Raw genomic sequence first — 25,830 nt, forward strand, 5'->3', positions numbered from 1 at the left:
GCTTTTTCCTTTTTAAAGCATTGTATCCAAAATCAAATTAACAAGAAGCTTTTTTTACAATCAACAAATAATATAAAATCAAAGCTATTGCAACTAACAAAGCACAAAAAGCATAAACATTAGCAAAACCTATACTTGGTTCTATAATACCTAGTAAATAAGGGCTCACTCCTATACCAAAATCTAAGGCTATAAAAAATGTAGAATTAGCCAAACCCATTTTTTCTTTGGGTGCAAGTTTTATAGCTAAAGCTTGAGCACTTGAAGTAGCATTAGCATAACCTAGTGCACAAAAAACTCCAGCTAAAATAATCATATAAAAACTCGAGGCAAAGGTAAGTAAAAGCAAACACACTATAAAACTTAAAAAGGAAAAAATCATCACTATATTAGCACCATATTTATCAAACACTTTACCAGCAAGTGGTCTAAAAACCATAGAAAATCCAGCATATACCACAAAAAACATAGATCCAGCAAAAGCTAAATTTAAACTTTGGGTATAAGCACTCATATAAGCTATAATAGCGCCAAAAGGACATGCGAGTAAAAAGGTTACCAAGGCTAAATTTAAAACTGATTTTTCAAAATAATTATAAATACTAAATTTTCTTTTTATATGATGATGTTTTTTAAATCTTCTTACTTTTAAAAAAATAGATAAGACCAATGCAAAGACAATACTCAAACAAGCTATTAAAAAACTAAGCCAAAATTGATTGATAGAGTCAAGTTTTATAGCCAAAAAAGGACCTAAAGCTGAAGTTAAAACAACACTTGTGGCATAATATCCTATACCAACTCCTCTTTTATTGCTAGGTATTATCCTAGCAATAGCTGCCCCGCATGCACAAGAACAAATTCCATAACAAACCCCTGCTAAAAAGCGTATCAAAATCAAAAAATATACATTATAAAATTTCAAATACATCAAATTAATAAAAAGATAAAACAAAAGCGAAAATACTATAACCTTTTTTATATTAACATCATCAATTATAGAACCAAAATAAAGTCTAGAGAGTAAAGCACCTATAACAAAAGCTCCCATGATAAGACCTGCGGTGCTAGTTTGAAGATTTAAAACACCCAAAACATAATCTGTACTAGAAATAGTACTCATATAAAAAACAAGACAAATAGCAAAATTTATCCCAAAAATACAGAAAAAATTTATATTAAATAAATTATATTTTTTACTTAATCCCATGAAAAAACCTTTTAAATTTTCTCATTGATATAATCAAGTAATTTTAAAAGTCTTTCCTGATCTTTTACATCTAAGATATCTAAAATCTTTCTTTCATATTTTCTTATACAAACATTTGCATCAAAAAAAATTTCTTTACCTTTAGCACTTAAAGTAATAATTTTTTCTCTTTTATCATCTGCTTTTAAAAACTCTATATATTCAAGTTTTGCTAATTTAGAAACAACTCTAGAAAGTATAGCTTTATCCATCTGATAAAACTCACATATTGGAGCTAAAGTGCTACAACCATGCTGATTTAAATACACAAAAACCCTCCAATCACTTGATTTTAATCCAAAGGGTTTTAAAATTTCATTGACTTTATAGAGTATTTTTCTATTTGTATAGGTAATTTTTTGAAATAAAATGAGAAATCCTTTATAAAAATTAATTGATTAAATCAACTATTTTTATAATAACAAAGCTTGTATAAATTCTAACTTATACTAAGCTTTTTTTCTTAAATGCACCCCACATTCAAGATGAGGAGTATTGGCAAATTGATCAAAAAAGGCCAAATTTAAAATTTCATGACTTTGACATAAAATTTCAAGATTTTCTTTTAAAGTGATAGGATTGCATGAAATATAAATGATATTTTCATAATTTTTAATAAGTTCAATCACACTTAGATCAAGTCCTGCTCTTGGAGGATCAACTAAAACATGAGATATTCTAAAGCTATCTAAATCTATGCCTTTTAAGCGGTTAAATTCTCTTTCTTTATTCAAAGCTTGACTTAACTCTTCACTAGAAAGCCTTGTAAAAGTTATATTTTCAATAGAATTTAAGACACAATTTTTTAAAGCAAATTCGATATTTTTTTTAGAAATTTCAGTTGCTAAAACTTTGTTAAAGTTTCTTGCTAAGGCTATGGTAAAATTTCCATAACCACAATAAAGCTCTAATAAATCTTGCTTAAAATCACTCTCTACACAAGATACAACCCATTCAATCATCTTTTCATTGATATAAGTATTGGGCTGGATAAAACAATCATTATTAAACTCATATAAAAATTCATTTGTATTGATTTTTAGAGCTTGTCTTAAATTTTCCCCATTAAATACAAGTTTTCTACCCCTGCTTCTTGCTATGAGCTTGAGATTTAATTTTTCTGCTAATTTTTGTAAATCTTGTGTAATTAGCTCTATATTTTTATGGAAAAGTAAAGTTACACTTAAATCTAATTTTGTAGCTAAAAACTCTACTCCAAAAAGCTTATGTTTTAAATTTTCATTTAGATTATTTAATAAAATAGGCATGTATTTTTGAATTTTTTCATCTGCTATATCAAATTTTTCAATAGGAATTTTTTTCTTATTTTCAAACATTGCATAAGAAATTTTCCCATTTTCATGATGATATATAGAAAATTCTGCCCTAGTTCTATAAGCTTTTAAAGGTGATTTAAAGCACTGAATTTCTCCATCATATAAAGAAGAAAACAATGCTTTATTTAAAGCAATTTTTTCTTCAAAATGCATCTATGCATCTACCTTTTTGCCAACCACAAAAAGTAAAGCTATCATAGCTAAGATTCCAAAAACAAGTCCTAGCCATACATTAAGTCCTAGTGCCACTGGTAGATAACCACAAAGTATACTAATAGCACAAACACTCAAAGCATAAGGCATTTGCGTGCTAACATGAGCTAAAAGATCGCACTTACTCCCCATAGATGAAAGTATCGTGGTATCAGAAATTGGTGAGCAGTGATCTCCAAAAATAGCCCCTGTTAAAACCCCTGAAATATTAATAATCATATATTGGTGCAACTCTGCTCCGCTTAATTCATTATGAACCCCAACAGCCATAGCCAAAGGAATAGCTAAAGGCATTAAAATACCCATAGTCCCATAACTAGTTCCTGTTGAAAAAGAAATAATAGAAGCAAAAATAAAAATTGCCGTAGGGAGCAAGTAAATAGGTGTTTTATCTGAAAATAAATCAATTAAATATTTAGAAGTTCCTAAATCTTTAATCACAGAAGCTAATGACCATGCGCAAAGTAAAATAATCACAGTCATAATCATAGTTCTCCAACCATGAGTCCAAACTGCAATAGCTTCTTTTAAAGTAAATATTTTTCTATACATTCCCAAAATAATAGCCACTATGGTAGCTAAAAGTGCTGCTTGAAATAATACCACAGAAGCATCAGCTGCGCCAAAAGTTTCTCTAAAAGCAAATAAACTAAGTGGTGCTGCATCAATTTGTGCTTTAATACTTGCATCATCTAAGGCGTTATAACCGCTAAAATAAAAACCTATAAATGAAAATACAATCAAAACAGCCAAAGGTATAATAGCATTAGAAGCTTGCAATTTTACATGTTCTTTTGGCTCTAAAACTTTATCTTCTATATTATCAATTTGCTCATGACCATGAGAAAATTTACCCGCTCTAGCTCTAAGTTCAGCTTTTAGCATAGGTCCAAATTCTCTACCTGTATAAATAGTTAAAATAACAAAAATCAACATAAAAAGATTATAAAATCTATAAGGTAAGGTTTGCACAAAAATTTCAAAAGCATTGATTTCTTCTTTTGCTATACCCAAATGCGCAAAAGTTGCATTATCGATTAGATCATATCCACTACGAATTAAAGAAATTTCAAGTCCTATCCAAGTAGAAATGATAGCAAGACCAGTAATTGGTGCTGCAGTTGCATCCATAATAAAAGCAAGTTTTTCACGGCTTACTCTAAATTTATCTGTCACTGGACGCATGATAGGACCTACGATTAATGAATTAGCATAATCATCAAAGAAAATAAAAATCCCCATACACCAAGTAGCAAATTGCGAGCTTTTTGCTTGCTTAGCTTTAGTAGAAAGCCAAACAGCTACAGCCTTAGTACCTCCTGTTTTTGTAATAAGAGCTACAACTCCACCTATAGTTAAAACTTGTAATAAAATCCCTGCATTACCAGGGCTTGCCATAGCATTTACTACTTTAGAAATAAACCCCGTAAAAGAAGCTATGATAGCATGATAAATGCTACTTTCAATAAGTCCCAACATAAAAGTGCCACTTAATGCACCAATAAATAGCGAAAGCACCACATCTTTAGTAATAAAAGCTAAGATAATAGCTATCACTGGCGGTAAAAGCGTCCAAACTCCAAAAAGTTCTGCATTTGCTTGCGCATCAGCAAGTAACAGTAAAGGAGCTAGTAGTAAATAAAAAATTTTCATATTTTTCCTTAAGTTTTTATATTTTTTCGCTAAAAGTTCCTGCCCATGTTTGAGTTACAGGCATAAGTTCTATTTCATTAATATTAATATGCTCAGGTAAGCTAATGATAAAAGTAATAATTCTTGCTATATCTTCAGCTTTGATATATTTAGTATTTTCATAAACCTCATCAGCTTTTTTAATATCACCTTTAAATCTTACTTCACTAAATTCAGTTTTGCAAAGTCCTGGAGCGATATTAGTTACTTTTATATTACTTCCACGTAAATCCGTCCTTAAAGCTTTAGAAAATTGCGCTACAAAAGCCTTGGTTCCACAATAAACATTGCCTCCATAATAAGGCACATTTGCTGCAATTGAACCAAGATTAATCACATGAGCGTTTTCTGCCTTTCTAAGTAAAGGCAAAGTAGCTCTTGCTATATATAAAAAGCCTTTGATATTAGTATCTACCATGGCCTCAATATCTTCAATATCTAAAGAATCAAACTCATTTAAACCCAAAGCAAGACCTGCATTATTAACAAGTAAAGAAATATTTTGTAAATCTTGAGGTAGATTTTCAACTGCCGCAAAAACTGCTTGTTTATCTCTAACATCAAGCATCATAGGATAAATTTTATCTCCATAAAGTTCTTGTAGTTTTTCTAATCTTTCCTTGCGTCTTGCTATAGCTATAACTTTATAATCAAGCTCTATTAAGGCTTTTAAACTTTCTAAACCAAAGCCTGAGCTTACTCCTGTTATTAAAGCAGTTTTCATGGTTGCGCCTTTTCATATAACATCAAATTTTCATTTTCTTTTAAACCAAGTTTTTTTAGAAATTTAATATTTTGTTCTTTTTTTGCAATGATGGCAAAATCAAGTGCATTAAATCCCAAATCATCTATTTCTTTATAATTAGCCTTATAATCTATAAGCAATTTAAGCATTTTTACATCTGCATAATTTGCCCCATGCATAAAGATATTTTTAGAAGTATGCTCAAGTGCACATAAGGTAATAAAATATGGAGTATTGCTTCCCATGCTAGCAATAGAAAGTTTTTCATTATCATTAATATATTTTTGATTTACATTCGCGCCATTTTCAAGCAAAAGTTTAGCAACTTTATAGTTGTTATATTCAACAGCATAAAACAACGGTGTTTTACCAAAAGAATTTTTATAATCAACCACCGCTTCATTTTCAAGCAAAACCTTAACATTTTCTGCATTATCTAGTGCAAAAAATAAAGCAGACTCATAACCTTCATTTATTTTTACACCTAATTTTATAAATTCACTTACAATTTCACTTTCTCTATTATTTAACAAGGCTGATTTAAAACCATTATTTAATTCTAAATTGCTAATTTTTTTAGTATAAATGTATTCTTTAATCTGCTCTAAAGAATTATTTTTATTAGCCACAAATTTTTCAAAATCTGAAATATCTTTAAAAATTTTAGTTTCACCAACTGCCCAGTTTAAAAATTCATTCAAAGCATTACTAGCAAAATAAATCGCACTTGCTTTATCTAAATTAAATTCCTCTTGAAAATATTTAGTTAAAGGGTTGATTGCATTGTTGTATTCTTTCCAAAATTCCTTAAAAAGTTTAAAATTTCCAATACTTTGATAAGCCCAAAATCTAAAATAAGCTTTTAATTTTGCAAATTTTTCTTCAAGTATTATAGGATCTTGTAAAGTTTTCTGATAACCTTGTGGATCAAGTGCAATTTCTAATAATTTAAAATCAAATTTTCTCAAATCGCTAAAATATTCTCCGCCCATACAAGCACTATTGCTTCCTCTAATTTCATTAGCAAGCTCATATAATCTTTTTGTGATTTGATGATTTTTTAAAGAAAAAGCGCAATTTAAATCCACTTGAGCAAAATCTTGTGTATTTTTTGGCTCAAATTCTTTGAAAAAATCAACCTTATTTTCCTTAACATACTCACAAGTATAATCCAAAGCTAAAGCATTTAAACTTATAATCAAACTAAATAGTAAAATTCTCAAGTATTTTCCTTGAATATAAATTAAATCACTATTTTAACTAAATTTTTGCTTTAATAACAATTAATTAATTTAAAATTCATACAATGCTTGCTTTTAAAATAAGGAAAAATATGTATCAAAGTTTTTATAAAGCTAGTTTTGCTTATATTCTTTTACAAAGTGATAAAGATAAGCTTATTAATGTTGATTTTACTACATATAAGCCTGATTTTACCAAAGATAAACACGCTATTTTAGAGCAAGCCTTAGAAGAACTAGACCTTTATTTTAACAAAAAGCTTTTTGCTTTTAATACTCCCCTAGCTCTTCAGGGAAGCGAATTTGAACAAAAGGTATATAAAGCTTTAATTAAAATTCCCTATGGACAAACTAAAACATATCAAGAAATTGCTTCTTTTATCAATCATCCAAAAGCTTTTAGAGCAGTGGGCAATGCAAATTCTAAAAATAAACTTGCAATTTTTATACCTTGCCATAGAGTGGTAGCTAAAAATCACTTAGGTGGATATAATGGTGGTTTATTTATCAAAGAAGCTTTACTTAAATTAGAAGGCGTGCTCTAAAATGCCAAGTTTATTGCTAGCAAGTTTTATTTGGGCTTTTTCTTTTCCATTGATTGGGCATTTTATTACCTTAGAAATGGATAGTTTTTTTGCAGCATTTGCAAAAGTTTTTTTGTCTTTATTGGTATTTTTACCTTTTTTAAATTTTAAGATAAATTTGCATTTAAAACTAAAACTCATAAGCATTGGAGCTTTGCAACTTGGCGTGATGAATTTATTTTATTATCATTCTTTTTTATATTTAAGTGTAAGCGAAGTAGCACTTTTTACTATTTTTACGCCTTTTTATGTTGTGCTTTTTTATGGGCTTTTTTCAAAAAATCTTAGATATTTATATTTCATAAGTATTTTTATATGTATTATAGGTGCTTTTGTGGTTAAATTTGATAATATTAACTCTAATTTTTTATATGGCTTTTTACTTATTCAAGGGGCTAATTTAGTATTTGGAGCTGGACAAAGTTTTTATAAAATTTTATTAGAAAAAAATGCAAATTTAAGTCAAAAAGAAGCTTTTTCTTATTTTTATTTAGGAGCAACCAGCATAACCTTACCTGCTTTTTTATTTTTTGGAGATTATAATAATTTACCATCCAATTTAAGCTCTTGGATAGCTTTAATTTATCTTGGCACTATTGCTTCAGGATTTGGATATTTTTTATGGAATAAAGGCTCCACTGAAGTAGATAGCGGGGTTTTAGCCTTGATGAATAATGCCATTATACCTATAAGTATTTTTATCAATATGAGTATTTTTGGAGTAGATGTAGAGCTACTACCTTTTTGCATAGGTACTTTGATCATTCTTTTTTCATTTTTTATACATAAAAAAATCATGCATTATTATAATAAGAAATCTTACTCAAATACAAACCACTAGCAGGAGCTAAAAATCTACAATGAGCTTTTTTAGCATTGATTTGCTCTAAAAGCTCATTTTGGCTCATTTTTCCTTCTAATACTTTTAAAATACTTGCCATCATCATTCTAATTTGTGATCTTAAAAAACCATTTGCTTCAAAATAAAACACAGTATGATTTTTATAAGTATAAACTCTAGTTTTATACATTTTTCTTATGCTTGTTTTATTATCAGAGCCTTCTTTTTGAAAGAGTTTAAAATCATGCTCTCCTTCAAATAAAAAAGCAATTTCCTTGGCTAATTTAATATTTATTTTTGGATAAAAATACACATAAGAGGCTAAAAAAGGATTATATTTTTCATGACTTATAATATAGCGATATGCTCTTTTTTGCACATCAAAACGCACTTGGAAATTTTCTTGCATTCTTTGAATATGTTTTATATGTATAAATGGGTGTGCAAAATGATTGATTTTATTTTTTAAATATACAAAATCTTTAAAATGTTCTCCTGCTTTGACACAAGCAACTGCATTAAATGCATGCACACCTTTATCAGTTCTTGAAGCAAATAAAGGCTTTTCATAAATACCCAAATGCGACAAGGCCTGCGCTAAGGTATCTTGGACACTAAGCTTGTGTGGCTGGGTAGCTGAACCTTGAAATTTAGAACCATCATAAGAAAAAGTTAATTTTAAAAGCATTAATACTTACTTGCAATTTTTGCTTTAAAATAAAACAAAGAAGTAATTAAAAAACTTGAAAAAATCACAGCAATAGCTACAAAAGGTGGATTATAAAAACTAATCAAAAGCGTAAAATAAGCAAAAATAATCACAAAAATTCCAAAATAAGCAAAACCTTTTTCATAACGATAAGTTACTATACCAAAAGAGAGTGCAAAAAGCACGCTAGCTAAAGGAAATAAAGCTATAAGAATATAAATAACAAATTCTTTTGCTTTTTCTTTATTGCTTGTTACATCAGACCAATACCCATAAAAACTTTGAGTATTTAATTCTTTAGAAGAAAGTTTACTTTTAATTAATAAATTTTTAAAACTAGAAATATGCCAATCTTCTTCTTTAATTTCATAAGCCTTTCCTTCATCTAGTTTAAAAGTAATAACCCCATCATTTGTTTCTAACTTTCCTTCTTTAGCTAAAATCACTTGTTCTTTATCTTGTGGGTTTTTCTTTGGATGATACATTATAATATTTTTATAAGTTTCATCAGAATTTTTAGCATCGATAAAAACAAGCCATTCTCCATATCTTTGTCCAAATTCCCCTGTTTTTATACTTACTTTAGCACTAATTTTTTTATAATCTACAAAATTATCAAAAAGTTCAAAAGATATAGGTATAAAAACCAAAACCACCACAAGCATAAAAGCACTTACTAAAGCTGCAATTTTTGCAAAAAAACTTGCTATCATACTTGGAGCTATACTCAAAGCAAACAACACCGTGCTTTCATTTTCCCTAGAAAGCCTATAAAAGGCTAAAGTTAAAGCTATGAAAAAAGATATAGGTAAAGTAAAAATCAATATCTTTGGTAAAAGAAAAATATATAATTTGATTAATTCAAAAAAAGTAATTTCAATATAAGCAGTAATTTTAGCAAGTTGTATAAAAAATATAATCGAAACAATAATAAATAAAGTAAAAAATAAAGACAACATTGTGCTTAAAAACTGATTAAGCAAATACTTATAAACTAGTTTCATAATATACTTTCTACACTTAGATTAATCAAAATTCCGCAAAATAAAAAAGGAATCATAGGCATTTGATAATCTTTCTTGGCTATTTTTATAAACATCAAAAGACTTAAAAAACTTGCAATAAATAAAATCAAAAAGCCTTTTTCGTAGCCAAAAATTCCAAAAATCAAAGCTATTATTATAACATCACCTTCCCCTAAACTTTCTAAAATTTCATCTCTTTTTTTAAAATTTTTAATAAAATTAATCACACTTTTTAGTATGAAAATTAACCCTGCCCCAAAACACACTCGAAATAAAAAGCTATCTTGAAAATCCTCTAAATTTAAGCCATTTTGCAAAAAATCAAAACAAAAAGCTAAAATAAATAAAATCCAAAGCCAAAGCTCACTCACTGCTTTTAGATAATAATCCATCCAAGAAAGCGCTAAAAATATAGCTAGCATACAAGCAAAAATTAAAATTTGAAAAACATCTTCGATTAAATAAAAAGCAAAGACAAACAAACACGCGCAAAGAAATTCATTAAAAGGATAAATCAAAGAAATTCTTTCTTTACAAAAAGCACATTTGCCTTTTAAAAATACAAAAGACAACAAAGGAAAAAGATGATAAACTTTCAAAGTTTTGAAACACTTAGGACATTTTGATCTTGGACTTATTGTGCTTTCTTTATTAATCGTTCTTAAAATCAAAACATTGACAAAAGAACCCACGCAAAGTCCCAATAATAAAAAGAAAAATATCATTTACCAAAGGTTCTTTTGCGTTTTTTAAACTCAGTAATGATATTTGCGATTTCTTTTTTAGTAAGTGCAGGAAATAAGGTTTGACTAAAATAAATTTCTGCATAACTTGACTGCCATAATAAAAAATTTGAAATTCTTTTAGCACTCCCTACCCTTAAAAACAAATCTACATCCTCGCTTAAGTCAAGATTTGCTTGTATATTTGCTTCATTAATTTCAAGATTTTTTTCAATCACCTTTTTAACCGCTCTAACTATCTCATCCTTGCCTCCGTAAGAAATAGCTAAATTTACGCATAATCTTGTGTAATTTTTAGTTTGTTCTTGAAAATTTTGTATTTTTTTTAAGGTTAATTCGTCTAAAAGACTTAAATTTCCTATAGCTTTAAAACGCACTTCATTCGCTATAAATTTATTTAAAGATTCATCAAGATATTTATTTAATAGCTTAAAAAGAAACTCTACTTCTTCTTTTGGTCTTTGCCAATTTTCTGTACTAAAAGCATAAAGGGTTAGATTTTGAATTTTTTCATCTATACATACTTCTATGATTTTTTCAACAACTTTAGCACCTTGACTATAGCCAATTTTTTCTAAAAGTCCATTTTTTCTAGCCCATCTTCTATTGCCATCCATTACCACAGCAAGATGTTTTAATTCATTCATTCTATCCCTTTATATCCATCAATCTTTTAAAAACAAACATAGGGTTAAGCGTATTAACTACTTCAAATTTAAAATACTCGTTTAAAAAATGCGCTACTTTAGCAAAAGGTGTTTGTATGCGTGTGATTTTACCATTATCAATTATAATTTTTAAAGCACCAAAAATTTCAAAATACAAATACACTTCTAAAATATTTCCATTTTTCTTAGCTTCAAACAAAGCCCTATTTCCCTCATAAACAAAAGGTATATGATAAATTCCTTCAAAAAATGCAAAAAACATTTCTTTATAAATTTCAAACTCATATGCGCTTTTACTTTCCATAAGTCTTTGAATGATGAATTTTTTATACCAAGCTTTTTCATCACCTTCTTGCAAAAGTTTTTCTATGAGTTCAGCTCCCTCTTCAAAAAGTCTAATTTTAGGCTTTTTCAAAAGATTTTTAAAAGAAATCACGCCTTTATCTTCATAAACTTCAGCTAAATACTCCTCCCCTACTTCAAGCTCTATCATGCTTTTCGTTTCAAGCTTTTTAGTGTTTAAAAGCAATACATAGCGGTTATATGCACGTTTTTCTAAAATTTGCATTCTTACAGGTAAGGTTGAGTTGATGATATTCACCAAAGCTTCCTTAATTCTTGTGCTAAAATAAAACCAAGTTTTTCTTTGCTTTGTTTAGAACTTTGAGAGGTGCTATCTTTAGTGATAAAACAAATGCTATTTTCATCACTTCCAAAGTTCATTTGCTCATTTAAGACATTTAAACACACCATATCTAAATTTTTACTAACTAAAGATTTTTTAGCATTTTCTAAAGCATTTTGCACATCAAATTCCATTTTAAAGCCTATTTTTTTACCTTTAAAATCTAAATTTTTTAAGATGTCTTCATTCAGCTTTAATTTTAAATTAAGTCCGTTTAAATGCTCATTTTTCTTAATCTTACCCTTATAAGCTTTTAGAGTAAAATCACTCACAGCAGCAGCCATAATTAAAGCATCAAAATCTTTGTATTTTTGCAATTTTTCTTTTAATTCTAAAGAAGATTCAAATTTTTCCAATGCATAAGGTGTTTTAAACTCTACTGAGCTAACTAACGCCACCTTAGCACCTAAAAAATATAAAGCATCAGCAATAGCCTTTGCCATTTTACCACTTGAAAAATTACTAATACATCTTACATCATCGATCTTTTCTTTAGTCCCGCCACCGCTTATAACAAAACTTTTATCTTTAAAAAAATCTTCCTGCATTAGACTTCTTTTTAAAGCATTTATAATGCTATCTAGTTCAGCCAAAGCTCCTAAACCCTCATCTTTACAAGCTAGAGTTTTAACTATAGGATCAATGATGATATAACCTTGCTCTTTTAAATTTTTTAAAGAATTTTGAGTGCTAAAATGTAAATACATGTTTGTATTTGCAGCAGGTGCGATTAAAAATGGTTTATTTTTATCTACTGCTATTAAAGTTTGAATAAATAAATTATCTGCTATACCATAGTTTAGCTTATTAATAGAATTTATACTAGCAGGTGCAAAAAGCACACAATCACAAGTCTTGCTAAAGGCTATATGATTATTAGTATTTTGCCAACTTTCATTATCTTCACATAAAACTTCATCTGCTAAAGCTTCAAAACTAAGCCTAGTGCCAAATTTCAAAGCGCCCAAGCTTAGCAAAACTTTAACCCTAAAGCCTTCTTTTTTTAATAAAGAAATCAGCTCATAAGCTTTATAAAAGGCTATGCTTCCACTTACTGCTAGTAAGATTGTTTTCATTTTTTACCTAGTTTTTCATAATAATAATTTTCTACAATCTGAGCATTAGCTCTACTAATATACAAAGAACCTTTTTCTACATTTTTATGCACTGTGCTTCCTGCTGCGATGATTACCTCATCTTTTATCTCAACTGGAGCGATAAATTGCGTATCTGAACCCACAAAAACATTTTTACCTATTTTGGTTTTATGTTTTTTAACCCCATCATAATTACAAGTGATAGTGCCACAACCTATATTAGTTCCCTCATCTATCTCACAATCTCCTAAATAACTCAAATGTCCTGCTTTAACTCCATTTAATAAAGCATTTTTACATTCTACAAAATTTCCTATATGGGTATTTTTAAGCTGACATTTTGGACGCAAATGTGCTAAAGGTCCTACATCGCTATTTTCTACTATACTATCTTCAATCACACTTGAACTTTTAATGATAGAATTAATGATTTTTGATCTTCCTTCTATACGCACATTTTCATACACTTCACACTCGCCTACAAACTCAACTTCATCTGAAATAAAAGTCGTCGCAGGCATGTGAAAAATCACTCCTTGCTTCATCCATTCTTTTTTAATTGCTTCTTGCATAAGATCTTGAGCTAGACAAAGCTCAATTTTATCATTTACCCCCATAAAATCTTGCTCATTTACAAACACCGCATCGATTTCATAGCCCTTTTCTTTTGCTAAATAAACTGCATCGGTTAAATAATACTCTTTAGCTTTATTATCATTTTTTATCAAAGGCAATACTTCTTTTAAAATTTGTGCTTTTATAGCATAAACACCACTATTGCAAATGTTTATAGCAAGTTCTTCTTTGCTTGCATCTTTTGTTTCTACTATTTTTTGAATTTTATTTTCTTTTAATACTATTCTTCCATAACTTTTTGGATCTTTTGCCTCAAAAACAGCCACATTAAAATCACTCTCATTTAAAGCTATTTTTTCCAAATCATCTGCTTTAACTAAAGGCATATCACCACATAAAATCAATACTTTTTCATGCTTACTCTCATAGCCCCTTAAAGCCCCTGCAGTACCTGGAAAATTTTGCAAGTCTTGTTCTAAAAAACGTGTATTTGGAAAATACTCTAAAACAACTTGTTCAACCTTTTCTTTTTGATGAGAAAGCACTACACATACATCATCACTAATCTTATATGCTTGTTTTAAAATATGTAAAATCATTGCTTTTGAGCAAATTTTTTGAAGCACTTTTGGATTTTGTGATTTCATACGCGTGCCAAGTCCAGCAGCCAAAATAAGCACAGAAATTTTCATAATTTACCTTTGTTTTAAAAATTATTGCTTATTTTAACAAGCTAAAGTAAAAATTCTTACTAGTTGTTATTTGTTTTTTACAGATTTTCATTTACTTTAAACTGAAATTTATGGGGGGGGGTATAATTGCTTTTTTCAATTTAAATTTATAAGGAGTAATCAAATGAAACTTTCTTATTACACAAGTAAAGTTTTAATGGGAGTTAGCATTAGTGCTTTATTAAGCAGCACTGCTTTAGCACAAGAGATAAATTATATAAATTTATCTGATTTTTTTAACTATAAAGATGGAATTTGGAGTTTAGATTCTAAAGAAAATATAGAATTAAAAATAAGCCCTTCAGATATTCAATCATACTATGGTGGAGAAAATCATGATAAACCTATAAAAGAATTTAATATCAAAACAAGTGGTATTTTAACTATTGGAGATGGAGATAATTGGATAGATGTAGGTAGCACTTCGACTAATGAAGCAAAATATGATTTATATAGCGTTAATTTAGAAGCAAAAGAAATCATTTTAAATTCTGATAGAGCTACTTTAGAAGCAAATAAAGCCTTTAATATAAAGGGAAATGTTACATTCAATGGTAGCTCACCTATAACAATTGACAATATATACAACGAAGAACTTGATAGACCTGGTTTATTTGTATGGAATGGATATGGCGAAAAAGATGGCTATATGAGCATACAAGGAAATTTAAATGTAAATAATTCTTTTATTGGTATATTTGATGCAAATAAAAAAGGTGGTTTAATCTCTGTAAATGGAGATGTAAATATAAAAGATTCGGCTATAGGTATAAGTACAAATAGTGTTTCAAATTTAGGTATAAATAACTATGTAGCTATAAAAACAACAGGCAATTTTAACCAAGATATAGATAAAAACATAGTAACAGCACTATATACTAAAGATATAACGAGCATGCTTGAAACAAGCAATTTACTTCCAAAAAATGTATTTTTTGAAGATACTGATTTGGCTCAATTTACAGATTATAAACTTAGTGTTTCTAATGATGGCAAAAGTCTTTTAATTAGCGGTGGTGCTAATGAAAATGTAAGAGATTTATCAAAAATATTAAAATCTGAAATTGATATTAGAAAAGAAGCCTTAGATACTTTTGAGAATATAAAAAAGAATATAGAATATGATGAAGAGTATAACAAAAATTCCTACCAAAAACCAGGATATATTGGCGATGATGCTATGCTTGAAGCCATAGCGCAAGCAGAAAAAGAACTGCAAGAACAAATTAAAAAATTAGAACAACAAATCCAAGATATACAAGATAATGGTGGAAAATTTGATGGTGGTGATTTAGTTGAAAATATGAAAGATGTTAGTTTAGAAAATAAAAATTTAGCTGTAAATATGCTAAATAGTATTTTAGATTCTAAACTTAGCAATGATGCTGTTGCAGCACTCACTCTAGATACCACAGGAAAAAATCTAAACACACTTACTACAAATACAAAAGCAAGTGCAAAAGCTATAGTAAATAATGCTCAAAATTCTTCTGTTAATTCATCTATAGGTGTAGCAAATGATCTAGCCATTGGAACAAGAGTAGCAAAACTTTCAAATCCTTATCAAGATAAAGCTTTAGTAGAAAAATTTGCTACAACCCATATAGTAGCACTAGCAAGTGATGTTTATAATTATTATGGAAATTCTTCGTTTAACAATAGCTTTTGGGGTAATGTTTTTGGTGGTGCAAATATCATAGATGGAGATAGTGGTGCTTTATATGGATTTACACTAGGTGCTGATAGAAAAATCAATGATAATGCTTTACTTGGTTTTTACTTTACCTATGCTGATTCAACTATCAAAGATGGTGTTATGGAGCAAAAATCAGATAACTATCAATTTGGTATTTATTCTTTGATTAATCCAAATGATCAATGGGAAATTAATTTAAGAGCTTATGGACAAATTTCTCCAACAGATCAAAGTGTAGCAATGCTAAGTGATTCTAGTAATGCTGATTTTGATAGTAAATTCTTTGGCTTAAGCGCTAATGCTGGTAGAATTTTTAATCCAAATTCATCATCATTATTTATCAAGCCTTTTGCTGGTATAAATTACTACTACGCACACACTCCAAGTTATAAAGAAAGTGGTATGTTTGCAAAAGAAGTTCAAAGCATGACAAATAATTCTATATCTTTAGAACTCGGTGCTGAATTTAGAAAATATATGAGCGAAACATCATATTTATTTATCACTCCAAAAATAGAACAATATGTAATGAATAATGGAGATGATTATGTAGCTGGATTTGTTGGATCAAATTCAAATTTTATCATCAAAGGTAATGATAAGAAAAAAACTTATGGACAAATCATCATAGGTGGAAATGTAGATATTAACGAGCAATTTAGCCTAAATGCAGGTATTGGAGCTAAACAAATACTAGCTGGTAAAACAGATGGTAAAAATGAAACTTATGTAAGTGGTCAAGTAGGTTTTAAATACAAATTCTAAAAAATATTTTTTGAGAAACTCCTAAATGCTAGAGTTTTTCACTCTAGCATTTTAAAAATAAACCATTAATTCGATCATATAAATTGCATTTTTAAGAGTAAAATTGCTAAAATACTGCTTCTAATTTTAACTAAGGAAAAATTTTGAGAGTTTTGTTAGTTTTATTTTTATTAAGTTTAACTCTTTTTGGTGCTGAAGCAACCATACCAACTGTAAATTTAAGCCTTAGTGCCCCAAATAGTCCTCAACAACTTGTAACAACCTTAAACATAGTTATAGTTTTAACTATACTAGCTCTTGCCCCTACTATTATTTTTGTAATGACTTCATTTTTAAGACTTGTCGTAGTATTTTCTTTTTTAAGAACAGCTCTTGGCACCCAAACTATGCCACCAAATACCATACTAATAACTTTGGCTTTAATTTTAACTTTTTTTATTATGGAGCCTGTGGCTACAAAATCATACAATGAAGGTATAAAACCATACATTGCTGAGCAAATAGGCTATGAAGAAGCTTTTGCTAAAGGTGTTAAACCTTTTAAAGATTTTATGCTTAAAAATACTAGAGAAAAAGACTTAGCACTTTTTTATAGGATTAGAAATTTAGAAAATCCAAAGACCATAGATGATGTACCTTTAACAGTTTTAGTGCCAGCTTTTATGATAAGTGAGCTTAAAACTGCTTTTGAAATAGGCTTTTTACTTTTCTTGCCATTTTTAGTTATTGATATGGTGGTAAGTTCTGTATTAATGTCTATGGGTATGATGATGCTACCTCCTGTTATGATTTCTATGCCTTTTAAATTACTTATTTTTGTACTAGTAGATGGATGGAATTTGCTCATACAAAATTTAGTCAAAAGTTTTTTAACTTAGTAATTTAGAGTAAGATATGTATGTTTTTTCCTCTTTATTTAGTATATTTTGCTTACTTTTTGGTGGATATTTTGCCAAAAAAATCAAAATTTTAAAACAAAAACAAGCACGTGCTTTTTTAGATTTTGCTATTATTTTTGCCTTGCCTTGCTTGATTTTTGAGCGTGCTTATCATTTAAATTTTGATTTTTCTTTGATTGCTATTATATTGCTTGGGTTGGGCTGTGCTATTGTTTCAGCATTATGTTGTGTATTTTTAGCTCTTTGTTTTAAATTTAGTAAAAGTACTCTTGTAAGTATTTTTTTACTTTCTAGCTTTGGAAATACTTTATTTGTAGGTATACCTATTATTAGTGGAATTTATCAAGATCCTCATTTTCTGGGTGAGATTATCCTTTATGATGCTCTTGCTACTTCTTTACCTGTAGCTTTGCTTGCTCCTTTTATCATCTCTTTAGCTAGCGAGCAAAAGGTAAGTTTTTTACAAAATCTTAAAAAAGTTTTTACTTTTCCACCTTTTGTTGCTTTGATTTTAGGACTTTGTTTTAAGCTTACCGCACTTCCTGATTTTATCTTTGAACCTTTGCGTATGCTTGGAGCTAGTGCCACACCTATAGCGCTTTTTGCCATAGGTTTAAATTTAGGCTTTTTAAGTATAAAAACTTCTTATAAAGCAACTATAATAGTCATTTTTGGAAAAATGATACTCACACCTTTAATATTTTTAGCACTTTTAAAGCTTTTAAATTTCAAATTAAATCCTAGCTCTATCATCGCTTTACTTGAATCAGCTATGCCTACTATGACAATGGTTGCAGCAATGATCATGAAAGCAAAACTTGATACAAATTTAGCGGTTAGTTCTGTGGCTTTTGGTATAGTTTTTGCCTTTATTTCTTTACCTATTTGGGTATATTTTTTAAGCTAAGGATATAAATGGCATTTGCTATATTTGGAAAATACCTTTATGATGATCTTGCCTTCACTCTTAAAGCCCATACTCAAAAAGAAAGTAAAAAAGCTTTTAAAATCATAGAAAAATACAAAAATCGATATTATTTTTTAGGCTATATTCAATATGAATTTTATAAATATTTAGAAGATAAAAATTATAAAAGCAAAGAACCTTTTTTGTATTTTTTTGCTTTTAAATCAAAAAAAATCTTTATAAGTGAAGAAAAAAATTTAGACTTTTATCCAAATTTTTCATCCAATTTAAATCAAGAAAAATATTTTGAAAACTTTAACAAAGTCAAAGAAGCTATAGCTAAAGGTCAAAGTTATCAAATCAATCTCACTCAAGAATTACATTTACAATCAAATCTTAATGTGTATGAGAGTTTTTTAAGTCTTTATCCTAAGCAAAATACCCCTTATAAAGCTTATATGAAAAATGAATTTTTAGAACTAGCTTCATTTTCACCTGAGCTTTTTTTTAAAATCAAAAATAAAAAAATCATCACAAAACCCATGAAAGGCACAATCAAACGCTCAAACAATCCAAAAGAAGATGAAATTCTAAAAAACTTTTTAAAATGCGATGAAAAAACCATTAGTGAAAATGTAATGATAGTTGATTTATTACGCAATGATATTTCAAAACTCATCAAAAAGCATTCTTTAAAATGCGAACTTTTTAAGGTTAAAACCTACCCTACCTTACACCAACTCATTTCAAAAATAAGCGGAAAATTAAAACAAGAAAATGATTATTTTAAAATTTTCAAAGCCCTTTTCCCATGTGGATCCATCACAGGTGCACCTAAAATAGAAACCATTAAACTCATAGAAAATTTAGAGCAAAGAAAACGCGGGATTTATTGTGGAGCGATAGGTTTAATCCATAAAAACAAAGCAAAATTTAGCGTAGCCATACGCACTTTAGAGAAAAAAAATAATGATGATTTTTTAAGATATGGTGTGGGAAGTGGGCTTGTGTGGGACTCACAAAAACAAGATGAATTTGAAGAATTAAAACTAAAAAGCAAAATTTTAGAACCTAACTTTTATTTATTTGAAACAATGTATTATAAAAACCATTCTATTTTATTTTTCAAAGAACATTTACAAAGAATTTTAAACTCAGCTAAATTTTTTGGCTTTGATACTCAAAGATTAATACATGATTTTAAAAATATACTAGAGAGTAAAGATAAAAAATTCCATTTTAAATCTTTACAAAATTTTAACAATTTTGTTTTCAACCATCATCATTTTTTTACAAAAAGTAATTTTACTCAAAAAGGTTCAAAAGCTATTAAACTAAAACTTTTCAAAAATGGCCTTTATGAGTTTGATTTTAACAATATACAAGAAAATTCAAGTAAAAAACTACTCATAAGTAAAGACATCGTAAAAGTAAATCTTTTAACACACCATAAAACTTCTCTGCGTAGTTTATATGAAGCAAATTCATATCTATGGAAAGAAAATATTTGCTATGATATAGTTTTTTTTGATGAAAAAAGCATACTTTGTGAGGGTTCAAGAACCAACATTATCGTAAATTTAAATGATGAGTATTTTACTCCTTATGCTAAAAACTGCCTCAATGGCATTTATAGACAAGCACTCTTAAAACATAAACTCATCAAAGAAAAAGATATCACTAAAAATGAGTTTTTAAATGCTAAAGAAATTTATGCTATCAATTCTTTAAGAGGCTTAAAAAAGGTGTTTTTATGAAAGTTTTAATTATAGATAATTATGATTCTTTTACCTACACCATAGCCTTTTATTTAAAAGAATTAAATATTGCTTATAAAATCATCAAAAACGATAAATTTAAAAACCCCAAAAAACTTAAAAAATATGATTTTACTCATCTTTTAATCTCCCCTGGACCAAATTCACCCAAAGAATCAAAGTTAAGTTTCAAAGCTATAAAATATTTTAAAAAAGATAAAAAAATTCTTGGAATTTGTCTAGGACACCAATGTATAGCACATGTTTTTGGTGGTAAAATTTCTAAACTTCCAAACCCAACTCATGGTAAGGTAAAAACTATAAAATTTAAACCAAACCCTCTTTTTAAAAATCTTGAGCAAAATTTTAAAATTTGTTTATATCACTCTCTTTATGTTAGCCATATAGGTAAAAAATGTGAAATTTTAGCCCAAAGTGAAGATAATATTATCATGGCTTTAAAACATAAAAAATACGATATTTACGGGGTTCAATTCCACCCTGAAGCCATACTAAGTCAAAATGGCAAAAAGCTACTTAAAAATTTTCTTGCTTTATCATTACTTTAAGTTATATTTTCTATAATAAAACAAAAAGTTTAAAAATGAAAATTTTATATCTACTTTTCTTGCCCTTATTTTTGCTAGCTAACAATCTTAAAGATTTTATAGATTTAAGTTTAAACAATGAAAATTACTTACAAAAACAACTCCAATTTTCAAAAAGTATTTTAGAACAAGAAAGTGTGCAAAATGCTTATTTACCAAGTTTACATTTAGGTGTTTCTTATCTTGGCTCAAACAAAGATCGCTTTATCATAGAACCTCAAGAAAGTCTAATGAGCACCCTTTCGCTTAAATTTTTACTTTTTGATGGAGGTAATAGAGAAGCAAAAATCGCTAGCATGCAAAGTCTAAAACAACTTGCTCATCTTGAAAAAGAAAACATGGCAAATTATATGGCACTTAGTGCTAGTGTTTTGTATTTTAATTATCTTAGTTTAGAAAGTATTATAGCAAGTGATAAACAAAAAGAAATCACTCTGCAAAATCAACTCAAGCGCTTAGAAAATTTTTACCAAGCTGGACTTGCTAGCCAAAGTGAGCTTGAAAGCATAAGAGCAAAATTTGAGTTAAGCACTTATGAATTAGCTCAAAATGAATTAAAACTATATGAATTAAAAAATGAAATTTATAATCTTAGCAAAATGCATTTTACGCCTTCTTTTCAAAATATTTTACAAGAACCAAGTGTAGAAAAAAACAAAAGCTATGAAATAGCCCTTATGCAAGAAAAATTAAATTTAGAAAATTTAAAAATAGACTCTGCTAGAGCTGAGTTGTTTCCAAAAATATTTTTACAAAATAGTTTTAGTTTTTATGATATGAACTACAATCCTAAATTACCGCATGAGCTAAAATCAACAAGCGAAAGCTTTCTAAAAGAACATGGACAAAGCAATCGTTTTATTTTAGCTTTTGAGTGGAAAATTTTTGATTTTGGTGCTAATCAAAAAGCTCTAGAAGCTCAAAAATATACAAGCAAAATCACTCAATTAGAACTTGAAAAAACTAAAAGAAAAGTAGATATAGAACTTGATAATCTTTTACAAGAAATTGAAATTTCTAAAGTTAAAATAAAAGCATTAAATGCGAGCCTCAAAGCAGCTAATTTAGCTTTTGAGGCCATTGAGAAAAAATACACCGCAGGACTTTGCTCATATGTAGAATACCTAAATGCATTAGAATTAAAATACAAAAGTCAAAGTCAGCTTGAACTAGCTAAAAATGAATATGAAATCACAAAAGCAAGGTATTATTTTACAGCTGGAATTGATATAAAAACAAAGGTTTTAGAATGAAATTAGTATTTTTAATTTTATTTTCTTTACTCACTTTAAAAGCTGAAGAAATTTATGCCAGTTTTGATGTGCTCGCACAAAATCAATCAAAATTATCCTTGCAAAGTGCTGGTATAGTTAAGGCAATTTATGTGAATGTTAATGATAAGATAAAAAAAGATCAACTTTTACTTAAACTTGAAGATTCTAGCGAGCAAATAGCCTTAAAATTAGCACAAAATGAATACAAACTTGCCACTCTTGCACTAGAACATGCTAAAAGTTCTTTGGAAAAATTTAAAAAGGTACAAGAAGTTATAGACAAGCAAAGCTATGAAAATGTTTTATTTGAGTTTCAAAAAGCACAAAGTCTGCAGCAAAAAGCTTTTTTAAATATACAATATTATAAAGACTTAATCGATAAAAAAACTCTAAAAGCCCCTTATGATGGGATTATTTCTAACAAATATATCGACATAGGAGATGGAGCTAGGGGAATTTCTCATGTTTTATTTGAATTTTTTTCTTATCCAAAAGTAAAATTGCTTTTAAGTTTTGATGAAAAATTTAAAGATAAGGTAAAAGTTGGTGATATTTTTATTTATAAAATAGACTCAGATGAAAAAGAATATCAAGGCAAAATTACACTTATTTATCCAAGTATAGACATAAAAACACGAAAAATTTATGCAGAAGTTGAAGCCTTAAACTTTACTCCAGGTTCTTTTGGAGAAGGAAAAATCATCACCAAGGATTAATCTTGTATCGTTTTGCTATTAACAATCCTATTGCTGTTTTGATGTTTTTTATCGCTTTGGTGATTTTTGGTACTTTTTCTATTTTTAGTATGCCTATTAATCTTTATCCAAAAGTAGATATTCCTTTGATTAAAATCACCACAACCGCTAATGGAGATTTAAAATTCATAGAATCTAAAATAACCAAAGAAATAGAAAATGCAATTTCAGATGTACAAGGGATAAAAAATATCAATTCTACAAGTTATAATAATTTTTCTATTTCTGTTGTTGAATTTGAATTAGGCAAAAACTTAGAAGTAGCTGCAAACGATATTAGAGATAAACTTAATACCATCAATCTTCCAGCAAAGCCAACCTTAGAAAAAATATCCCCTGATGCAGGATCTGTTGTATCATTATTTTTAAGTTCTAAGGATCATTTAAAACTTATGCGAAAAATTGACAATGATATAAAACCATTTTTACAGAAAATTTCAGGAGTTGGAACGATCAATGATATAGCCTTTTTAAAACCACAAGTTCAAATCAAACTCTTGCCTAATGCCTTACAAAAATATCATATTAATGCACTTGATGTAGCTAAAATCATCCAAAGCCATAATTTTAAACAATATCTAGGTGAGTTTGAAAATTCAAAAGATAATTTCACCATCAAAGGATATTTTGAAGCACAAAATTTAAAAGAGCTAGAAAATATACGTATTTTTAGTGGAATATTTTTAAAAGATATAGCAAATATTAGCTATGGCTTAGAAGATCAAAAGCAATTTGCAATGCTTGATACAAAAGATGGGGTGTTGCTTGAGCTTAATAAAATTTCTGGTTATAATTCCTTAAAAGTTATAGAAAATATCAAAAATTCCTTAAAAACACTGCAAACAATAGCAGGCAATGATGTAGAAATTAAAATAGTTTATGATAAGAGCCAAAACATCTTAAAACATATCAATCAAGTTATTTTTGATATGGTTTTTGGCGTGATTTTAACACTTTTAATAGTATATGTATTTTTAAGAAATATCAGTGCGACTATTTTAGCTTTTATTGTTTTACCAACTTCAATTATCTCTAGTTTTTTTCTCATTAATCTTTTAGGTTATGATATTAATCGCTTAACCATCATAGCTCTTACTTTAAGTATAGGAATTTTTATAGATGATGCTATAGTTATCATTGAAAGTATAGCCAAAAAAGCAAAAACACTCCCTCCTTTACAAGCTTCATTTGAAGGGATTAAAGAAATAGGCTTTAGCGTTTTAAGCATTAGTGCGGTTTTATTGTGTGTGTTTATACCTATTGCTTATATGAATTCAGTTCCTGGTTTATTTTTTAATGTATTAGCTACTAGTGTTGCTTCTGGGGTAATTATAAGCTATCTTGTAAGTGTATTTTTAGTACCTACCTTAAGTGCTAGATTTTTAAATACTAGTGAAAGTACATTTTATAAAAAAAGTGAATTTTTATTTATAAAACTTGACTTATTTTATGAAAAGCTACTTTATAAAGTTTTAGCTAACAAGATTAAATTTATCCTATCAACGCTTATTATAATTATTTTATGTTTTTCTTTAGCTCCTAAAATAGGCTTAGATTTTCTACCTATAGAAGAAGATAGTGAAATACAAGTCTTATTAGAAAGTAAAAACGACCTATCTTTAGAAGCTATGAAGGCAAAAAGTTTAAAAGCATATGAAAATATAAAGCAAGATCCAAATGTTGCTTATGCATATTTACTTATAGGATATAATGACGCAAAGGAAATTAAAAAAGCAAAAATTTATGTAAAATTAAAACCTTTAAATGAAAGAAAATTCAGACAACCTAAGCTTATTAGCCTTTTTCAAGAAAAATTAAACTCCTATAAAGACTTAAAAATAAAAGTTTTAGAACTCCCTAAAATAGAAGGAGCAGGCATTGAAGATCCAGTTCAAATTCAAATTTTAGGTGATGATTTAAAGCTAATAAAAGAAGCTATTAATAGAATGAAAGAAGTGTTTTTAAAACACGAAGGTTTTGTTGCTATAGATGATAATGAAGGGGATTTAAAAGAAGAAATTGCTATTAATATTAATAGAGAAAAAGCTGCCAAACTTGGTATTAATCCTCAAGAACTTGCTTATGTCTTGGCTTATTCCTTTGGAAATTTAAGCGTTGGAAATATGGATTATAAAAATTTTAAAGATGAAATTATCCTTAGCTTTGATGAAGCTTTTAAACAAAATCCAACCAGTTTAGAGCTAATAGAACTTAAAAATCATAACAATGAAAGTATAAAACTTGCTAGTATTGCTAGCTTTTCTTATAAAAAAGATCTTTCTTTAATTAACAGACACAATAAAACTACTAGTATAAAACTCACTTCAAGCATAGAAAACATTTCTTTAGGTGAAGTAAGAAAAATTTTTGAGTCCAATTTAGCTTATATTTTAGGAAACAATGACCTATCTTTTGCTTATTCTGGTTTTTTGGACTTTTTAGATGACACCATTAGTGGGTTTTTATTTTCCATATCTTTGGGGATGATTTTGATTTATTTAATCCTTGCTTCTTTGTATTCAAGTTTAATACTTCCTTTAATCATCATGATAAGCATGCCTTTGGCTTTTGGTGGAGCTTGTTTTGGAATTTTTATGACAGGAAATCACTTTTCTTTATTTGTACTTGTAGCTATTATTTTGCTTTTTGGAATGGTAGGAAAAAATGCTATATTATTAGTAGATGTAGCTAATAAAAAATGCGATGAAGGTATGGAAGTAGAAAAAGCACTAATTTATGCAGGAAAAAGTCGTTTAAGAGCCATTTTAATGACAACTTTTGCGATGATTTTTTCCATGCTTCCACTAGCACTTTCAAGGGGCTCTGGCTTTGAAGGAAATTCTCCTATGGCCATTGCTATTATATTTGGTCTTATTAGCTCAACCTTACTTACACTTTTAGTAGTGCCAGCTTTATTTAAATTTGCTCATAATTTAGATGTGAAAATTAAAAAAATCTACCAAAGAGAAAAAATTTAATTACTTTTTGAAAATCTCATTTACTTTAAACTTAAATTTATGGGGGGGGTATAAT

23 protein-coding genes are annotated in these 25,830 nt (G+C 28.3%); 10 read left to right on the forward strand and 13 right to left on the reverse strand.

Annotated elements, in window-relative coordinates; translation table 11 throughout:
• Positions 1–37 precede the first annotated feature (37 nt).
• From L8X40_RS01810 to L8X40_RS01835, 6 genes are read right to left on the reverse strand one after another with little or no spacing between them, the layout of a single operon-like run.
• On the reverse strand, positions 38–1,210 hold the full coding sequence (locus tag L8X40_RS01810; protein ID WP_214125467.1) for an MFS transporter: 1,173 nt from the start codon (positions 1,208–1,210) through the stop codon (positions 38–40).
• 11 nt (positions 1,211–1,221) lie between these two features.
• Complete coding sequence (locus L8X40_RS01815) at positions 1,222–1,644, reverse strand: MarR family winged helix-turn-helix transcriptional regulator (protein ID WP_087700618.1); 423 nt, start codon at positions 1,642–1,644, stop codon at positions 1,222–1,224.
• Between the two features lie 54 nt (positions 1,645–1,698).
• Positions 1,699–2,739 carry a tRNA (uridine(54)-C5)-methyltransferase TrmA gene (trmA, locus tag L8X40_RS01820; protein WP_261544802.1) on the reverse strand — a complete coding sequence of 347 codons (1,041 nt, stop codon included), beginning with the start codon at positions 2,737–2,739 and terminating at the stop codon, positions 1,699–1,701.
• Complete coding sequence (locus L8X40_RS01825; RefSeq protein ID WP_214100355.1) at positions 2,740–4,452, reverse strand: Na+/H+ antiporter NhaC family protein; 1,713 nt, start codon at positions 4,450–4,452, stop codon at positions 2,740–2,742.
• Between the two features lie 16 nt (positions 4,453–4,468).
• The gene (locus L8X40_RS01830; protein ID WP_263667179.1) at positions 4,469–5,215 is read right to left on the reverse strand and encodes an SDR family NAD(P)-dependent oxidoreductase; all 747 of its coding nucleotides are present in this window, start codon (positions 5,213–5,215) and stop codon (positions 4,469–4,471) included.
• The gene (locus L8X40_RS01835) at positions 5,212–6,459 is read right to left on the reverse strand and encodes an ankyrin repeat domain-containing protein (protein WP_087700614.1); all 1,248 of its coding nucleotides are present in this window, start codon (positions 6,457–6,459) and stop codon (positions 5,212–5,214) included. The genes L8X40_RS01830 and L8X40_RS01835 overlap by 4 nt, the downstream gene beginning before the upstream one ends.
• A gap of 110 nt (positions 6,460–6,569) precedes the next feature.
• Between L8X40_RS01835 and L8X40_RS01840 the strand changes: the two genes are divergently transcribed.
• Entirely contained in the window at positions 6,570–7,022 is a 453-nt protein-coding gene (locus L8X40_RS01840; RefSeq protein WP_214125462.1) for a methylated-DNA--[protein]-cysteine S-methyltransferase, read from the forward strand.
• Between the two features lies 1 nt (position 7,023).
• Entirely contained in the window at positions 7,024–7,902 is an 879-nt protein-coding gene (locus L8X40_RS01845) for an EamA family transporter (protein WP_214136191.1), read from the forward strand.
• Here the strand turns inward: L8X40_RS01845 and truA are convergent.
• Genes truA through glmU form a run of 7 tightly spaced genes read right to left on the reverse strand, consistent with a single transcriptional unit; the run spans position 7,856 to position 14,097 of the window.
• On the reverse strand, positions 7,856–8,590 hold the full coding sequence (truA, locus tag L8X40_RS01850; protein WP_261529676.1) for a tRNA pseudouridine(38-40) synthase TruA: 735 nt from the start codon (positions 8,588–8,590) through the stop codon (positions 7,856–7,858). The two genes, L8X40_RS01845 and truA, sit on opposite strands and share 47 nt — an antisense overlap.
• Positions 8,590–9,615 (reverse strand): LptF/LptG family permease, encoded by a 1,026-nt coding sequence (locus L8X40_RS01855; RefSeq protein WP_214100351.1) that lies wholly within the window; start codon positions 9,613–9,615, stop codon positions 8,590–8,592. The genes truA and L8X40_RS01855 overlap by 1 nt, the downstream gene beginning before the upstream one ends.
• A complete protein-coding gene (locus tag L8X40_RS01860; protein WP_263667180.1) occupies positions 9,612–10,361 on the reverse strand; it encodes a prepilin peptidase in 750 nt (249 codons plus the stop codon). Before L8X40_RS01860 ends, L8X40_RS01855 begins: the two co-directional genes overlap by 4 nt.
• Entirely contained in the window at positions 10,358–11,026 is a 669-nt protein-coding gene (gene uppS / locus L8X40_RS01865; protein ID WP_087700608.1) for a polyprenyl diphosphate synthase, read from the reverse strand. Before uppS ends, L8X40_RS01860 begins: the two co-directional genes overlap by 4 nt.
• A gap of 1 nt (position 11,027) precedes the next feature.
• The gene (locus L8X40_RS01870) at positions 11,028–11,648 is read right to left on the reverse strand and encodes a hypothetical protein (RefSeq protein ID WP_039626453.1); all 621 of its coding nucleotides are present in this window, start codon (positions 11,646–11,648) and stop codon (positions 11,028–11,030) included.
• Positions 11,645–12,808 (reverse strand): bifunctional phosphopantothenoylcysteine decarboxylase/phosphopantothenate--cysteine ligase CoaBC, encoded by a 1,164-nt coding sequence (coaBC, locus tag L8X40_RS01875; protein WP_263667181.1) that lies wholly within the window; start codon positions 12,806–12,808, stop codon positions 11,645–11,647. Before coaBC ends, L8X40_RS01870 begins: the two co-directional genes overlap by 4 nt.
• The gene (gene glmU / locus L8X40_RS01880) at positions 12,805–14,097 is read right to left on the reverse strand and encodes a bifunctional UDP-N-acetylglucosamine diphosphorylase/glucosamine-1-phosphate N-acetyltransferase GlmU (RefSeq protein WP_214136183.1); all 1,293 of its coding nucleotides are present in this window, start codon (positions 14,095–14,097) and stop codon (positions 12,805–12,807) included. Before glmU ends, coaBC begins: the two co-directional genes overlap by 4 nt.
• A gap of 163 nt (positions 14,098–14,260) precedes the next feature.
• Here glmU and L8X40_RS01885 point away from each other — a divergent pair, with 163 nt between their 5' ends.
• The 8 genes from L8X40_RS01885 (at position 14,261) to L8X40_RS01920 (ending at position 25,775) form a co-directional block, all read left to right on the forward strand.
• Positions 14,261–16,597, forward strand: coding sequence for an autotransporter outer membrane beta-barrel domain-containing protein (locus L8X40_RS01885; RefSeq protein WP_263667182.1), 2,337 nt, complete (start codon positions 14,261–14,263; stop codon positions 16,595–16,597).
• Positions 16,598–16,740: 143 nt separating this feature from the next.
• Positions 16,741–17,475: a flagellar type III secretion system pore protein FliP gene (gene fliP / locus L8X40_RS01890; protein WP_087700482.1), complete on the forward strand. Its 735-nt coding sequence runs from the start codon at positions 16,741–16,743 to the stop codon at positions 17,473–17,475.
• A 16-nt stretch (positions 17,476–17,491) separates the two neighbouring features.
• A complete protein-coding gene (locus L8X40_RS01895; RefSeq protein ID WP_261544795.1) occupies positions 17,492–18,403 on the forward strand; it encodes an AEC family transporter in 912 nt (303 codons plus the stop codon).
• Positions 18,404–18,411: 8 nt separating this feature from the next.
• Complete coding sequence (locus tag L8X40_RS01900) at positions 18,412–20,160, forward strand: bifunctional chorismate-binding protein/class IV aminotransferase (protein WP_263667183.1); 1,749 nt, start codon at positions 18,412–18,414, stop codon at positions 20,158–20,160.
• Positions 20,157–20,729 carry an anthranilate synthase component II gene (locus L8X40_RS01905; RefSeq protein WP_214100343.1) on the forward strand — a complete coding sequence of 191 codons (573 nt, stop codon included), beginning with the start codon at positions 20,157–20,159 and terminating at the stop codon, positions 20,727–20,729. Before L8X40_RS01900 ends, L8X40_RS01905 begins: the two co-directional genes overlap by 4 nt.
• A gap of 35 nt (positions 20,730–20,764) precedes the next feature.
• Complete coding sequence (locus tag L8X40_RS01910) at positions 20,765–22,021, forward strand: TolC family protein (RefSeq protein WP_263667184.1); 1,257 nt, start codon at positions 20,765–20,767, stop codon at positions 22,019–22,021.
• The gene (locus L8X40_RS01915) at positions 22,018–22,758 is read left to right on the forward strand and encodes an efflux RND transporter periplasmic adaptor subunit (RefSeq protein WP_214100341.1); all 741 of its coding nucleotides are present in this window, start codon (positions 22,018–22,020) and stop codon (positions 22,756–22,758) included. Before L8X40_RS01910 ends, L8X40_RS01915 begins: the two co-directional genes overlap by 4 nt.
• Positions 22,759–22,760: 2 nt before the next feature.
• A complete protein-coding gene (locus tag L8X40_RS01920) occupies positions 22,761–25,775 on the forward strand; it encodes an efflux RND transporter permease subunit (RefSeq protein ID WP_263667185.1) in 3,015 nt (1,004 codons plus the stop codon).
• Positions 25,776–25,830 lie beyond the last annotated feature (55 nt).

This window comes from Campylobacter sp. CNRCH_2013_0855 (genome assembly GCF_025773025.1).
Classification (GTDB): Bacteria; Campylobacterota; Campylobacteria; order Campylobacterales; family Campylobacteraceae; genus Campylobacter_D; species Campylobacter_D jejuni_C.